The organism is Halopseudomonas pelagia (assembly GCF_009497895.1).
GTDB classification, from domain to species: domain Bacteria; phylum Pseudomonadota; class Gammaproteobacteria; order Pseudomonadales; family Pseudomonadaceae; genus Halopseudomonas; species Halopseudomonas pelagia_A.
This window is the reverse complement of record NZ_CP033116.1, coordinates 554,387-567,627: the sequence shown is the minus strand read 5'-3', so window position 1 is coordinate 567,627 and position 13,241 is coordinate 554,387. Positions and strand designations below refer to the sequence as shown.

The following is a 13,241-nucleotide window of genomic DNA, read 5'->3' as shown; positions in this document are numbered from 1 at the left end:
TGAGTATAGGCAAGAATGCTCCAGGAGCCCCTTTGCCGGCAGCTTTTACTCAAAGGTGCAGCCGCAAGCCATCCTGCAACCCATGTGGTCTATGCTGGTGAGGGAACCGGAGGCGATTTCTCGCGTCCGAGCTGGTAGTTTGCAGCACCTCAACACGCTTGCTCCGCCTTGTGCGTAGCCCAGGCGGATTTAAAAGACCATGGAACAAGGCGCCAATAGATGATTGTCCTCTTACTGATTTTTGCACTGCTCGGATTAGCGTTACTGGCCGGAGGTCTTTGGCTGGCGGCATTAGGGGGCAGCGTCTATTACGCTATCGCGGGCGCAGCCCTGTTGGCAGTGGCCATGTTGATGCGCTCGCGCCGCACGGCAGCACAACTGATCTACGCCTTGCTGCTCGCCATTACTGCGGTATGGGCTCTGTGGGAAAGCGGATACGACTGGTGGCCACTGGCAACCCGGCTCGGCGTGTTATTGCTGCTCGCCATTCCGTTATTGTGGCCGGCCAGGCAGGCAAGCCGGGCACCGGCGCTGGTCTTGTTCGGCGTTTGGGCGGTGACCGGGTTGGTTCTGCTCGGCAGCCTGTTCAATGATGCCCACCGTATTGAAGGCGAACTGACGACCGACTCCGTCGTTACCAATCCCGAGCTGGGTCTGGCAGCGGATCAGAACGACTGGCCAAGCTATGGCCGCAGTAATTATGGCCAACGCTATTCGCCGCTGGAGCAGATCACGCCAGACAACGTAGCCGAATTGGACCTGGCTTGGGAGTACCAGACTGGCGATCTGAAAGGCCCGGAAGATGTACTTGAAACCACCTACCAGGCTACCCCGCTTAAAATCGGCAACAGCTTGTTCTTGTGTACGCCGCATAACTGGCTAGTGGCACTGGACGCAGACACCGGCGAAGAACTCTGGGTGTATGACGCCAAGGTACCCGCCGAAAGTCAGCGCCAGCATCAGACCTGTCGCGGCGTGTCCTATCTGGCACCGGCAACTGAGCGCACCAGCGATACCGCCAGCGTGCCTGCCTCGGAGCCAGCCCAGGACCTGGCTGCGATCCGCTGTGATGCGCAGCTGTATATGCCCACCTCGGACGCACGACTGATCGCGGTAGACCCGCAAACCGGCGCCCGCTGCAGCAACTTTGCCGATAACGGCGTACTCGATCTGATGCACAACATGCCCCATACCCAGGACGGCTTCTACTACTCAACCTCGCCTCCTGTGGTCGCCGCCGGCCTGATCGTGGTCGCCGGTGCGGTGAATGACAATTACGACATCAATGCGCCCTCCGGCGTGATCCGTGCTTACGACGCCCGCACTGGCGAGTTGCGCTGGAACTGGGATTCAGCCAACCCCGAAGACACCGCGCCGATCGCCGAAGGTGATACCTACGCCACCAGCTCGCCCAACAGCTGGGCCGTGGCCAGCGCGGATGAAGAGCTGGGGCTGATCTATTTCCCGATGGGTAACCGTACCCCCGACCAATTGGGCATATATCGCACTCCCGAAGAGGAAAAGTACGCCAGCTCCGTGGTGGCCCTAAGCCTGGAAACCGGGCAGGCGCAATGGGTGCAACAGTTCGTTCATCACGACCTGTGGGACATGGACACGCCGGCGCAGCCCAGCCTGGTCGATATTCAGACCGAACAGGGGCTGCAGCCCGGCCTGGTAGTGCCAACCAAACAGGGCGATGTGTACGTGCTGAATCGGGAAACCGGTGAACCGCTGCTGCCGATCAGCGAAGTACCTGCCCCGCAAGGCGCCATTGAAGGCGACTGGACTGCGCCGACCCAACCGGTGTCTGCGCTGAGTTTTGCCCCTGAGCCGCTGCGCTCCGCAGACATGTGGGGCGCCACCCTGGTGGACCAGATGATCTGCCGTATCCAGTTCGAGTCGCTGCATTACGAGGGTCGTTACACACCGCCCTCCGAGCAAGGCACACTGGTCTATCCGGGCAACTTCGGCGTGTTCAACTGGGGCAGCATTGCCGTTGATCCCGAGCGTCAGGTCATGTTCGGCATGCCGGTTTACCTGGCCTTCACCTCCAAACTAGTCGCCAAGGAAGAGGGCAAAGACCTTGAAGGCGCGACCAATTCCGGCGAGCAGGGCCTGAACGAGAACGCCGGGGCCAATTATGCGATAGAGCTGGGGCCGTTCCTCTCCCCGCTTGGTATCCCCTGCCAGCAACCGCCGTGGGGTTACGTGGCAGGTGCTGATTTGCGGACCGGTGAAACTCACTGGAAACACAAGAATGGCACCGTCCAGGATATGACCCCGCTGCCGCTGAAGATCAAGATGGGCGTGCCCGGCATCGGCGGTCCAATCATCACCCGGGGTGGCGTGGCCTTTCTGGCAGCGAGTGTAGACAACTACTTTCGCGCCTATCGTCTTACCGACGGTGAGCAGCTCTGGGAGCAGCGCATACCCGCCGGCGGTCAGGCTACGCCGATGACCTATCTGAATAGCCAGGGCGAGCAGATGGTAGTGCTGGTAGCCGGCGGACATGGTTCGGTAGGCACCACCATTGGCGACTATGTACTCGCGTACAAGCTGGGTTCCGAGGAATAAGTTCCGAGGAATAAGCGGTCAACTGCAGTAGAAACAACAACGGTCGCCGAGCACGGAGGTGCTACGGCGACCGTTGTTCACAAAAGCCTTGGCGGCTACGACTCAAGCGTTATGACGTACATTCCGGGTTGCCGGCAGAATATTCCAGGCTCGGATCTACCATCGCATCAAACTGCTGCAACGCAGTCGAGCCGATCAGGAAAGGGTAGGAAAACGAGGTACGATCAGTCAGATTGACCTCAATATTCTCTTTCACACCACCCATGCACACGGCCATTTCAATCACCGGCCGGGACGTGTAATCCTTGGTTTCGCCTTCAGGTATGTCCGCTGCGCGACGCTTGATCTGGCTGATGCGCACTACCGGCAGCTCCAGCTCTTTACCTTCCTGCTCACCCTCAACAGCCAATTCGAAACGCACCCAGTCTTCGCCATCACGCTTGAACAGCTTGATGTTCTGCGCGCTGAGCGACGCGGTAACCGCACCGGTATCCAGCTTGGCCGGTACTTCCAGATCCAATTCCGGCAGCAAGGCCTTTTCACTCAGCCCGTAAACGTTAGGCTGGTTCGCCGTCGCAGCGCCACAGGTCATTAGCAAAGCAGAGCACAGTGTCAGCATTTTCAGTCGCATGAATAACCTCTTTGAGAACAATTCGCTATGTGTGACTGACACTTGGCGATTTTCGTTCCAATAGGCGACTCCGCGCTCTTGCTCTAAACTGCCCAGCTAATTGCCCGACGCCATTAATTTACCGTTAAGAGCCTGATGATGAACAAGCACCTGCTTTTCACCCTCGTCCTGCTGCTCAGTTGGATGCCACTGGCGCAGAGCCAACAAGGCGATAATCTGGAGGCGGAAATACGCGTCATCGACGCTCCCCAGGACGAGGCCATCCAGCAGCGCTTGACCCAGGTGCTCGGCGCCATTGACGGCCTGGATGCCATTCAGATTCAGGTCAATGCCGGCGTGGTCACCCTGAGCGGCAATGTCAGCAACCTGCGCGTCGCTCGGGATATCGACGACATTGCCCGTCGAGTTGAAGGCGTGGTCTACGTTCAGAATCGCCTGGAAGATGATGTGAACATTTCAGCGCGGGTCCAGCCGCTGACGCGCCGCTTCAGAGACATGAGCGCCAGCGCATTGCAGACGCTGCCAGTGGGCCTGATGGCGCTGGCGATCTTTATCGTCTTCGCTTTGCTTGGCCGCTGGGCCGGCAACCACGACGCATGGCTACGACGAATCGGCCTGTCCGAGCAGGCTTCTAGCCTCGGCAAGCGGATGGTTCGCCTGGTTATCACCGCTATAGGGGTGCTAATCGCTCTGGAGGTCATGGACGCCACAGCATTGGTAGGCGCCATTCTGGGTATCGCCGGCGTAGCCGGCATTGCCGTCGGCTTTGCCTTTCGCAACATCGTTGAGAACTACCTGGCAGGCATCCTGCTCAGCGCCCGCAATCCCTTCAGCATCGGCGACCAGGTGGAGGTCGGCGCATTCAACGGCAAGGTCATGCGTCTGACCTCGCGGGATACGGTATTGATGACCCGCGACGGCAATCATCTGCGCATCCCCAACAGCGTCATCATCACCTCAGCGATGACCAATTTCACCCGCAACCCGCTGCGCCGCTTTGAGTTCAATATCAGCATCCCCAGCCCTCACGACCTGGCCAAGACTCGCCAACTGGGGCTTGACGCGCTTCGCGGCATGCCTGGTGTACTCGACGATCCGGAACCCCAGGGCCTGATCATGGAGCTGGGTGACAGCGCAGCGCAACTGCGCTTTATGGCCTGGATCGATCAACGCGACAGTGATTTTCACAAGTCCCGCAGCGAAGCGATTCGCATAGTGAAACGGGCTTTCGACCAGGCGGCGATAGTCGCACCTTTAGCGACCTACCGGGTGCTGCTGGACAATGATGCACAGTCTGTTTCACATCCACCCGCGATCACAGAAAATCCTGCGCCGACCTCCCACTCAAGCGCCATGGATACCGCGACCGACCTGAGCATAGACAAGCAAGTGGCGGAGGAATTGCGCACATCGGATGAGGAAAACTTGTTGAAATGATCACGCTGTTCTCATAGAGCAGCGCCCATAAAAAAGGGCAGACCAAAGTCTGCCCTGCTGTAATGCAACCACGTGTTTACATACCCGGCATCAATACCGTGTCGATCACATGGATCACACCATTGCTGGCTTTGATGTCCGTATCAGTAACAGTAGCGTCATTGACCTTCACGCCGTCAGAAGCATCAATCGTAAGCATACCGCCCTGCACCGTTTCAGCGCTGGTCATGCTGATCACGTCGGCTGCCATAACTTTACCTGGCACCACGTGGTAGGTGAGTACTTCCGTCAGCTTTTCCTTATCGGCCAACAAGGCTTCCAGATCGGCTTGAGGGATTTTGGCAAAAGCCTCGTCAGTAGGCGCAAACACGGTGAACGGGCCGTCGCCTTTCAGCGTGTCCACCAGGTCAGCCGCTTGTACTGCCGTGACCAGCGTCTCGAAGCTGCCAGCTGCTACTGCAGTATCTACGATGTCCGCCGCGGCTTTCTTGTCGCCATGGTGATCCGCATAAGCGGGAGCCGCTATCAACATGCTGGCGCTGAACATGGCCAGCAAGGTGTAGCGAGCGCGTTGGGTGAAGTTTTGAGTCAGTGCAAACATAGTATTCTCCAAGGAGGGTGTTATGTGAGTTGCACTATCTTTGTACAGTACCTGTACAATAAATTCCTCAATGTACAATCCATGTTACACACCTTGACTATTTCAGCTCATCTCTGAAGTGGTCGATTAGATAGGCAGTAATTGTCGCTACATCCTGCGGCTTGCTATACAGATAGCCCTGCCCGACATCGCACTTCATCTCCCTGAGCAGCTCGTGCTGCGCTTGAGTCTCGATACCCTCGGCGACGATGGACATTTGCAAACTCTGGCCCAGGGCAATGATCGCCCGGGATATGGCACTGTCGTTTGCCGAACCCGGCAAATCGTTGATAAAACCGCGATCAATCTTCAAGGTATCGACCGGCAGGCGTTTGAGCCTGAGCAGCGAAGAATAACCGGTGCCGAAATCGTCAATCGATAGTCGGACTCCCATGCCACGCAGGGCGTCGAGAGTATCTATACAGCGATCGTCCTGTTGCATGATTTCGCTTTCAGTCAATTCCAATTCCAGGTGTGCGGCAGGTAGATTGGCGCCAGCGAGGGCCTTTTTAACGTTGCTAACCACATCGCCACGTTCCAGCGTGGAGCCGGACATGTTCACCGCCACGCAGGTCAGCGGATACCCCGCATCTAGCCACTGACGCATTTGCAGGCAGGCCTGCTGCAGCACATATTCATCAATCGGGATCAGCAAGCCAACATGCTGCGCTACCGGCAGAAACTCCGCCGGAGGGATCAGGCCGCGCTGCGGATGCTGCCAGCGCACCAGCGCTTCAAGAGCGATGACGCGCCCGCTGTGCATGTCGATCTGCGGCTGATAGAACACCTGCAGTTGATGCAGCTTGATCGCCTGGTGCAGATCGGCCTGCAAGGACATCTGCAGGCGGGCATTGTCGGTCAGCGCCTGGGTGTAAAACGCGTAGGTATTGCGGCCATTCTGCTTGGCCTGGGTAACCGCGGCATCGGCATTGGTCAGCAGCTCGCCACCTTCCTGGCCGTCTTCGGGGAAGATGCTCATCCCCAGGCTCACGCTCAGGTGAATGAGTTGCCCGTTAATGTCGAAGGGCCGGGCAAAGCCGCGTTGCAAGCGTTGCGCGATGGGCGTGATGTCGTCAGTCTCGGCAAGGTTTTCCACCAGCATGACAAACTCATCACCCCCTAGACGGGCTAGCGTGTCTTCTTCGCGGCACAGGCGCGACATCCGCTGAGCCGCCTGACGCAGCAGTTCATCGCCGGCGGTATGCCCGAGACTATCGTTAACCGTCTTGAAGCGGTCCAGATCAATAAAGATCAGACCTAGCCGTTGCTCCCGGCGCTTGGCGCGCACCAGGGCGTTGGTCAACCGCTCGGTCAGCAATAGTCGATTAGGCAACCGTGTGAGCGGATCATGGTGCGCGAGAAAGTCGATCTCCTGGCGCGACTGCTTGAGCACGGATATATCCGAGAATACCGCTACGTAATGCGTGAGCTTGCCGCTTTTGTCGTTTACGGTATTGATGGCCTGCCATTGCGGGTATATCTCGCCATCCTTGCGCCGGTTCCATATTTCGCCCTGCCAGCTACCCGTATGGGCCAAGGTTTCCCACATTTCCCGATAGAACAGCTCGTCATGCCAACCGGATTTCAGCAGCCCGGGCTTCTGCCCGACCACTTCATCGTGGGTGTACCCGGTAATACGGCAGAAGGCGTTATTGACGTTGGTAATACGATTACGGCTATCGCTGACCACGACGCCTTCATTGGTACTGTCGAACACCACCGCGGCCTGCTGCAGGCGCTCGTTATCCAATTTCTGCTGAGTGACATCGCAAACGATGCCGACCATGCGGATTGCTCTGCCCTGCGCGTTGCGCACCGCCTGGCCGCGCGCCTGGACCCAGGCGTAAAACCCATCGCGACGGCGGATCCGGTGCACATGATCCAGGCGCTCGGTCTCGCCCCTTATATGCCGGCGCAATTCCGCTTGCAGTGAAAGGCGATCTTCGGGATGCAGGCGCTTTAGCCAGGTGTCCTGTTGATTCATGTCGAACTCGGGCGGATACCCGAGGACCAATTTGCAGCGATCAGAAAAATACAATTCGCCGGAGACGATATCCCAATCCCATACCCCATCATTGGAGCCGAGCAACGCCAGATCGAAGCGTTCTTCACTATGACGTAGCGCCTGCTCCTGTTGCAGACGGCGACGTAGATGGTGGCGCGTGGAGTAGAACAACAGGACACCGGTAACCGTGACGAAAAGCAATCCTTTGAGCGTCTGCAGGCGCTGCTGGGTGATGATTTCCACACCCAGCCATAGCAACACTTTGTCGCTAAACAGAATCCACAGGGTAGCGACTACCATATATGTAAGGCTGATGTGCCAGGCACTGCGACTGGATGTCATGCATTACTCAGTTGTATTCAAGCTTAGTTAGCAATATAGCACTCGCCGATTGTCTGACGGACGTGTCATTTAGCTGTGTCCTGGTCCATAATCGAAATTCCGGTGTTTTTCCGGAAATGCTGAAAGAGGAATAGAAGCCCTATGTGGTATCAAGGTTTACTGCAACTCAGCGGCTGGCAAATCCTGGCCGTCACCCTGGTTCTGACGCATATCACCATCGTCAGCGTCACTGTTTATCTGCACCGTTACTCGGCCCACCGTGCGCTCGAGCTACACCCCGCGCTGCAGCACTTTTTCCGTTTCTGGTTGTGGCTCACAACCAGCATGAACACCCGCGAGTGGACCGCCATCCACCGCAAGCACCACGCCAAATGCGAAACACCGGAAGACCCTCACAGCCCGGTGCATAAAGGTCTGTCTACCGTGCTGCGCAAAGGCGCCGAGCTGTATATGGAAGAGGCCAAGAACGAGGAAACTCTGCGTATCTATGGCAAAAATTGCCCGGACGACTGGATCGAGCGCAATCTCTACAGCCGCTTTCCGATTGCTGGCGTGACCCTGCTGGCGTTCATTGATCTGGCGCTATTCGGCGTGCTCGGCCTGACCGTATGGGCTGTGCAGATGATGTGGATCCCGGTGATGGCCGCAGGCGTGATCAATGGTCTGGGCCACGCATTGGGCTACCGCAACTTTGAATGCAAGGACGCAGCGACCAATATCATGCCCTGGGGCATTCTGATTGGCGGGGAAGAACTGCATAACAATCACCACACCTACCCGAACTCCGCCAAGCTGTCGGTGAAGAAGTGGGAGTTCGATATGGGTTGGTTATGGATCCGCCTGTTCAGCCTGCTGGGGCTGGCCAAGGTGCGGCGTACCGCGCCGATCGCGCATCAGGTCGAAGGCAAGCAGACGCTGGACATGGATACCGCGATGGCGATCTTGAATAATCGCTTTCAGATCATGGCCCAGTACCGCAAGTTGGTGATCAAACCCCTGGTGCAGCAGGAAATGCATCGGGTTGATGAGTCGGTCCGCCACCTGTTTCGCCGCGCCAAGCGCCTGCTCAGCCGCGAAAGCAGTTTGATGGACAGCCAGAATGAAGAAAAACTGCAGCGTGTACTGGCTGAAAGTCAGGCACTGAAAGTGATCTACGAGAAGCGTCTGGCACTACAGCAGATCTGGGGACGCACCAGTGCCAACGGCCACGATATGCTGCAGGCTTTGCGTGAATGGTGTCACCAGGCAGAAACCAGTGGGATCAAGGCGCTGCAGGATTTTGCTGCGACGCTGCGGACCTATTCCCTGCAACCTGCGCCGGGCATGGCACGCTGATCACAGCGCCCTGTTGTGCGTGTCGCCACCACGCGCACAACAGGATAGACTCGGCTTTTTCGCCAACACGCATTATGTGAGGTTGCAAAGGATGCGGACCTTCTTCACCGGCCTGGCTTTGCTGCTGGCAAGCCCTGTGCTGCTGGCATCGACCATCTATAAATATGTCGACAGCAATGGTGTAGTGACCTACACCGACAAGGAAACCAAGGGCGCCGAGATATTCGTGTTTCGCGATGCCATGGTCGAAACCTTCGATAAAGACGTTTACGTCACCACCGACAAGCATGCCGGCGGCGAGACCCTGGTGGTGCACAACGATCTGTATGCGCCAGTGGAAGTTGAGCTGAGCATCGAGTCGGCAAAGAATCTGATCGGCGTACCGGCCAAACCAGTGCGCTGGATTTTGCAACCACGCCAGCAGATGCGCCTGCTGACCCTGGCTCCCGAAGTCGGTGCCGGGCCACCCAGCTACAGCTACAAGCTGAAGCACGCCGTGGGTGACCCACGTGCTAAACATGCGTTGAAGGATTACCCCTTGCCTTGGCAGGGTGGCCCCTTCCGCGTGACACAGGGCCCCGGCGGCGGTTATAGCCATACCGGGGCCAAGGGCCGCTACGCCATTGATATTGCCATGCCGGAAGGCACGCCGATTGTGGCTTCGCGACCTGGCGTGGTGGTGAAAACCGAAAACAACCAGTCTGGCCGCGGTACCAACCCCTCAGGTAACTTTGTACGGCTGCTGCACGATGACGGCACCATGAGTGTGTACCTGCATCTCAAACACCGCTCGGTGGTGGTACAGGAAGGCCAGCGCGTGAATGTAGGTACGCCACTGGGCAAGTCCGGCAATACCGGTAACAGTACCGGCCCGCACCTGCATTTCGTGGTGCAGAAGAATGTAGGGCTGGATACCATCTCCATTCCCTTCGCTTTCACCCAGGCCGTGGACCGGCTGCCCAACTTTGCAGTGGGCGGCGAGCCTTAAGAGCCGACCGGCAACCAATACAAAGCAATATCCAGACAACAAAAAACCCGCCGAAGCGGGTTTTTTGTTGCGGGAGGCAGACCTTATTTGATCTTGCCTTCCTTGTACATCACGTGCTTGCGAACGACGGGATCGAACTTCTTGATTTCGATCTTATCGGGCGTAGTACGCTTGTTCTTATCGGTAGTGTAGAAGTGACCAGTACCGGCAGAAGAAATCAGACGAATTAATTCACGCATGGAACTGCTCCTTAAACTTTTTCGCCACGGGCGCGCATTTCAGACAGGACGACATCAATGCCGCGCTTGTCAATAATACGCATACCCTTGGTGGACGTGCGCAGACGCACAAAACGCTTCTCTGACTCTACCCAAAAACGATGATGCTGCAGGTTAGGCAGAAAACGACGCTTGGTTCTGTTGTTAGCGTGGGAAACGTTGTTCCCAGTCACTGGACCTTTACCGGTCACCTGACATACTCGAGACATGGTTAACCCTCTCCAACCACTTGCCCAACCCGAACTGGTTGGAAGCCATAAAAAATGTGTTTTCCAGCCGGGGCAAGCCTTTATGCCGACCTGCAAATGCATCTGTGCAGGCGCAGCCCCGAGAAGAGCGGAGCTTTATATCAAAAGCAGGCCCTGCAAGCAACGACTTTTGATTATTTCTACTTTATAGCAGGCCCCGTTCAGCAAAGGAAACCGGGTCCCCATCACCTACCACCAAGTGGTCAAGCACGCGTATATCCACCAGCCCCAGCGCTTCTTTCAGGCGCCGTGTAAGCATCTGATCAGCCTGACTCGGCTCGGCCACACCCGACGGGTGGTTGTGCGTAAGAATCACCGCAGCAGCGTTCAGTGCCAACGCCCGCTTGACCACTTCACGCGGGTAAACGCTGGCACTGTCGAGCGTGCCCTGGAACAGCTCTTCGAAGGCGATGACACGGTGCTGGTTATCCAGAAACAGACAGGCGAAGACTTCATGTGGCAGATGCGCCATACGGCTACGCAGGTATTGGCGCACTGCACCAGGCGAGGTGAGCGCCGTGCCGCGCTTGAGCTCCTCGAACAGATGCCGGCGGGCCATTTCCATCACTGCCTGCAACTGCACGTATTTGGCAGGCCCGAGCCCGGGATGCGTGCAAAAATCGGGCATATCCGCCTGCACCAGGGCGCGCAGGCTGCCGAAACCGCTGAGCAGATCGCGCGCCAAGTCCACCGCGCTGCGGCCGGGAATACCCGTGCGTAGAAAGATCGCGAGCAATTCGGCATCCGACAGCGCAGCAGCGCCCTGCTTGATGAGTTTCTCCCGCGGACGTTCGGCGAGCGGCCAATCGGTGATAGGCATGAGCATTTCCCTGCTAGTCAGGCACGTACTTCCTGTTCGTGCGGTGTAATATGGTCGCAGTATAAAAGCTGACGACAAGCGGGTCGATACCCGCCTGCGCAGTCAAATAGCGGCCTTGTGCTAGTATCACTAGGCTGGAATGTGTTCGCCATAGGTCGGCGTAGCTCAGGAGTCAAGCATGCAGCGGTTGGTCAACAAACGGGTTCTTCTGGGCGTCAGCGGCGGCATTGCCGCCTATAAAAGCGCGGAACTGATACGCCGGCTGCGTGATGCCGGCGCCGAGGTGCGGGTGGTCATGACCCAGGCCGCGCGCGAGTTCATCACTCCGCTGACACTGCAGGCGTTGTCGGGGCACCCCGTGCATGGTGATCTGCTCGATCCGGCTGCCGAGGCTGCCATGGGTCATATCGAACTCGCGCGCTGGGCTGATGTGGTGCTGATCGCGCCTGCCACTGCCGATCTGATGGCCCGCCTGGCCCAGGGCCGTGGCGATGATCTGCTGACCACACTGGTACTGGCTACTGATGCCCCGATCGCCCTGGCACCCGCCATGAATCAGGCAATGTGGCGCGATGCCGCGACCCAGGCCAACCTCGATACCCTGCTGCAACGCGGCGTCAGCATCTTCGGGCCCGGCGCCGGCGAACAGGCCTGTGGCGATATCGGCCCCGGCCGGATGCTCGAGCCGACTGATATCGCCATGAAGGTCGCTGGCTGTTTTGAGCGCGGCAGCCTCGCCGGCCTGCATCTGCTGATCAACGCCGGCCCCACGCGCGAGGCCATCGACCCGGTACGCTACATCTCCAATCACAGCTCCGGAAAAATGGGCTTTGCTCTGGCTGAAGCTGCCGCCGAAGCCGGGGCACGGGTCACCCTGGTTGCCGGACCGGTGAACCTGCCGACCCCGCCACGAGTGCAACGGGTGGATGTGGTCAGCGCTGAAGATATGCTCCACGCCTGCCAGGATGCCCTGCCCGCCGATGTATTCATTGCCTCTGCTGCGGTAGCCGACTACCGCCCTGCGCACTGCGCCGACAGCAAGTTGAAGAAAGATCCGCATTCAGGAGACGGCATGACGCTGAGCCTGGTACGCAATCCGGATATTCTCGCCACCCTCTCTTCGCCACCAGCAGGCCAGGCACGTCCCTGGTGCGTCGGCTTCGCCGCTGAAACCAATGAGGTGCTCAGCTACGCCCAGGGCAAACTGAAGCGCAAGAATCTCGATCTGATCATCGCCAATGACGTCAGCCAACCGGGTATTGGTTTTAACAGCGATGACAACGCCGTGACCCTGATTGACCGAACGCTGCAACAGCACAGCCTGCCGCACGCCAGCAAACAGAAGCTGGCCCGCCAGATCATTGCTTTTATAGCCGAACAGCTTGCCCGGCAGCCCTCTTCTCAGACCCCATGACTGACGATTTCATGATCCAGACTTCATAAGGACGCCGTATGCACACACTTCAAGCCAAGGTAATGGACCCGCGTCTGGGTCAGCAGTGGCCTTTGCCGCATTACGCCACCGAAGGCTCCGCCGGACTGGACCTGCGCGCCATGCTGGATGAGCCCCTGACACTTGAGCCTGGCCAGACCCAACTGCTGCCCACCGGACTGGCCATCCATATTGCCGACCCCGGCTTGGCTGCGATGATTCTGCCGCGCTCCGGTATGGGCCATAAGCACGGGATAGTGCTGGGCAATCTGGTCGGCCTGATCGACTCCGATTACCAGGGCCAACTGATGGTCTCTTGCTGGAACCGCAGCCAGAGCGCCTTCACCATAGAGCCTGGCGAACGCATCGCTCAGCTGATTCTGGTGCCGGTGCTGCAAGCAAAGCTGGACATCGTCGACAGCTTCGATAACAGTCAGCGGGGCGCTGGTGGATTCGGCCATACCGGCAGCCATTAACCATTCACGACGCAGTGGGCAGGGAGGCGGTAAGC

Annotated in this window: 12 protein-coding genes; 6 read left to right on the top strand and 6 right to left on the bottom strand. The window is 58.1% G+C overall.

Features of this window, described 5'->3' with window-relative positions; translation table 11 throughout:
• Nucleotides 1-219 precede the first annotated feature (219 nt).
• Nucleotides 220-2,574, top strand: coding sequence for a glucose/quinate/shikimate family membrane-bound PQQ-dependent dehydrogenase (locus EAO82_RS02630; RefSeq protein ID WP_096345614.1), 2,355 nt, complete (start codon nucleotides 220-222; stop codon nucleotides 2,572-2,574).
• A 109-nt stretch (nucleotides 2,575-2,683) separates the two neighbouring features.
• On the opposite strand, the gene EAO82_RS02625 is transcribed toward EAO82_RS02630, so the two are convergent.
• A complete protein-coding gene (locus EAO82_RS02625) occupies nucleotides 2,684-3,205 on the bottom strand; it encodes an ATP-dependent zinc protease (RefSeq protein WP_096345613.1) in 522 nt (173 codons plus the stop codon).
• 138 nt (nucleotides 3,206-3,343) lie between these two features.
• Here EAO82_RS02625 and EAO82_RS02620 point away from each other — a divergent pair, with 138 nt between their 5' ends.
• Complete coding sequence (locus tag EAO82_RS02620; RefSeq protein ID WP_174958684.1) at nucleotides 3,344-4,642, top strand: mechanosensitive ion channel domain-containing protein; 1,299 nt, start codon at nucleotides 3,344-3,346, stop codon at nucleotides 4,640-4,642.
• A gap of 76 nt (nucleotides 4,643-4,718) precedes the next feature.
• Here the strand turns inward: EAO82_RS02620 and EAO82_RS02615 are convergent, their stop codons facing one another.
• Both EAO82_RS02615 and EAO82_RS02610 read right to left on the bottom strand, forming a co-directional pair.
• Nucleotides 4,719-5,243: a fasciclin domain-containing protein gene (locus EAO82_RS02615; RefSeq protein ID WP_174958681.1), complete on the bottom strand. Its 525-nt coding sequence runs from the start codon at nucleotides 5,241-5,243 to the stop codon at nucleotides 4,719-4,721.
• A gap of 97 nt (nucleotides 5,244-5,340) precedes the next feature.
• A complete protein-coding gene (locus EAO82_RS02610) occupies nucleotides 5,341-7,629 on the bottom strand; it encodes a putative bifunctional diguanylate cyclase/phosphodiesterase (protein WP_096345611.1) in 2,289 nt (762 codons plus the stop codon).
• A 141-nt stretch (nucleotides 7,630-7,770) separates the two neighbouring features.
• On the opposite strand from EAO82_RS02610, the gene desA reads away from it, so the two are divergent.
• Together desA and EAO82_RS02600 are read left to right on the top strand one after the other, a co-directional pair.
• On the top strand, nucleotides 7,771-8,964 hold the full coding sequence (gene desA, locus EAO82_RS02605; protein WP_096345610.1) for a delta-9 fatty acid desaturase DesA: 1,194 nt from the start codon (nucleotides 7,771-7,773) through the stop codon (nucleotides 8,962-8,964).
• A 91-nt stretch (nucleotides 8,965-9,055) separates the two neighbouring features.
• Nucleotides 9,056-9,952: a peptidoglycan DD-metalloendopeptidase family protein gene (locus EAO82_RS02600; protein ID WP_096345609.1), complete on the top strand. Its 897-nt coding sequence runs from the start codon at nucleotides 9,056-9,058 to the stop codon at nucleotides 9,950-9,952.
• An 83-nt stretch (nucleotides 9,953-10,035) separates the two neighbouring features.
• Here the strand turns inward: EAO82_RS02600 and rpmG are convergent, their stop codons facing one another.
• The 3 genes from rpmG to radC form a co-directional block, all read right to left on the bottom strand.
• Nucleotides 10,036-10,191 carry a 50S ribosomal protein L33 gene (gene rpmG, locus EAO82_RS02595; RefSeq protein ID WP_022960960.1) on the bottom strand — a complete coding sequence of 52 codons (156 nt, stop codon included), beginning with the start codon at nucleotides 10,189-10,191 and terminating at the stop codon, nucleotides 10,036-10,038.
• A gap of 11 nt (nucleotides 10,192-10,202) precedes the next feature.
• Nucleotides 10,203-10,439 (bottom strand): 50S ribosomal protein L28, encoded by a 237-nt coding sequence (gene rpmB, locus EAO82_RS02590; RefSeq protein WP_022960959.1) that lies wholly within the window; start codon nucleotides 10,437-10,439, stop codon nucleotides 10,203-10,205.
• Between the two features lie 184 nt (nucleotides 10,440-10,623).
• Nucleotides 10,624-11,298, bottom strand: a complete 675-nt coding sequence (gene radC, locus EAO82_RS02585) for a RadC family protein (RefSeq protein ID WP_096345652.1) — start codon at nucleotides 11,296-11,298, stop codon at nucleotides 10,624-10,626.
• Nucleotides 11,299-11,476: 178 nt separating this feature from the next.
• Here radC and coaBC point away from each other — a divergent pair, with 178 nt between their 5' ends.
• Complete coding sequence (gene coaBC / locus EAO82_RS02580; RefSeq protein WP_096345608.1) at nucleotides 11,477-12,712, top strand: bifunctional phosphopantothenoylcysteine decarboxylase/phosphopantothenate--cysteine ligase CoaBC; 1,236 nt, start codon at nucleotides 11,477-11,479, stop codon at nucleotides 12,710-12,712.
• A 38-nt stretch (nucleotides 12,713-12,750) separates the two neighbouring features.
• A complete protein-coding gene (gene dut, locus EAO82_RS02575) occupies nucleotides 12,751-13,206 on the top strand; it encodes a dUTP diphosphatase (protein ID WP_096345607.1) in 456 nt (151 codons plus the stop codon).
• Nucleotides 13,207-13,241 lie beyond the last annotated feature (35 nt).